This is a genomic window from Ensifer sp. ENS07, from assembly GCF_014852185.1.
Taxonomy (GTDB): domain Bacteria; phylum Pseudomonadota; class Alphaproteobacteria; order Rhizobiales; family Rhizobiaceae; genus Ensifer; species Ensifer adhaerens.
In genome coordinates, this window is sequence record NZ_JACVBE010000046.1 from 1 (window position 1) to 1575 (window position 1575).

General features: G+C 55.8%; 1 protein-coding gene. It reads left to right on the forward strand.

Translation table 11 applies throughout. The features are described from left to right. Window positions 1-139: 139 nt before the first annotated feature. Window positions 140-1561, forward strand: a complete 1422-nt coding sequence (locus IB277_RS37525) for an IS4 family transposase (RefSeq protein ID WP_192373396.1) — start codon at window positions 140-142, stop codon at window positions 1559-1561. The last annotated feature ends 14 nt before the right edge of the window (window positions 1562-1575 follow it).

Here is a 1575-nt window from a genome sequence, read left to right on the forward strand (position 1 = left end):
GCTTGCAATTACCCATAAGTAGCTGAGTCTTTTACGAAAAGCTTTCGCTGAAATCTTGAATCGAAAGAATCACTTGTGATTCTGTTCGGAGCACCTGATTCGTTTAAGGCGGTGCTTTATGTCGGTTCGAGACGATGTGATGGCTGGTAATGACGGCCATTGGAGCAAGCAGGAAATAGACGCGGGGTCTTTCAAAGATGCTCGCCTTGGCCGACGCTGCTCGGAGCTTTTACGGCAGCTTGGGGAGCATATGGGCGGTTCTATTCCTTTCGCCTGCCAGGACTGGGCCAATACAAAAGCGGCGTATCGCTTTTTCTCCAACCCGAATGTTGAGGAAGGCGATATCCTCAACGGCCATTTCGCCGCGACCGCTCAACGCTACGATGCTTCCAATGGTCCGATCTTGGTGCTGCAGGACACGACCGAGTTTACCTATCAGCGCCGCAATCCGCATGCCGTTGGCTTTACGAAGAGCGTCAACAGTGGCCGTGACAAACAGGAGCGGCTGCGCCACCATACGGTCTGCGGGATATTGATGCATTCGAGCCTTGCGGTGACCTTGGATGGCCTGCCCTTAGGGTTGGCGGCCGTCAAGTTCTGGAGCCGCGACAGGTTCAAGGGCACGGCCCAGCTCAAACGCAAGATCAATCCGACACGTGTTCCGATCGAAACCAAGGAAAGCATCCGGTGGCTTGAAAATCTGCGCCAATCCGTCGGGCTTCTCGGTCAGCCAGACCGATGCATTCATGTAGGCGATCGCGAAAGTGATATCTACGAACTCTACTGCCTGACCAGGGAGCTTGGCACGCACTTCGTCGTGCGCACCGTCGTCGACCGGCTGGCTGGCAACGGGGATCACACGATATCGGCTGAAATGCGCGATGTTGAAACTGTCGGCCGGCATCTCATCGAAGTTCGCGCCGATACCGATGAGGTCACCAAAGTCCACCTGGATATCCGCTTCAAACGGATCCGGGTGCTGCCACCCATCGGCAAGAAGAAGCGATATCCTGCTTTGGACCTTACCGTCATTCACGCGGTGGAGCCCAACCCTCCGGCCGGCCGCAAGCGCATCGAGTGGAAGCTACTGACCGATCTTGAGGTGCATAGCTGCGAGGAGGCAGTGGAAAAAATCAAATGGTACGCGATGCGCTGGAAGATTGAGGTCTTCCATAAGATCCTCAAGTCCGGTTGCCGGGCTGAAGATGCAAGATTACGAACGGCCGATCGACTGGCAAATCTCGTCGCCGTGTTCTGCATCATGAGCTGGAGAGTGCTCTGGTTGACAATGCTCGCGCGCACTGCGCCCGAAACACCGCCAACCGCGGCTCTCACCGAACAGGAAATTGAAATCCTCGATCAAATAGTCAGCAACGCAGGCAACCGGCAGGCCACGCCGGGATCGCTAAACTTCTACCTCACCAAACTCGCTCGTTTGGGTGGTTATCTTGCAAGAACATCAGATCCGCCACCGGGAAATACGGTCGTCTGGCGCGGCCTCAGCCGACTGACCGACATTCGCCTCGGAACCGAAATAGCAGCGACGCTCAGATGTGGGTAATTGCAAGCCGGTGA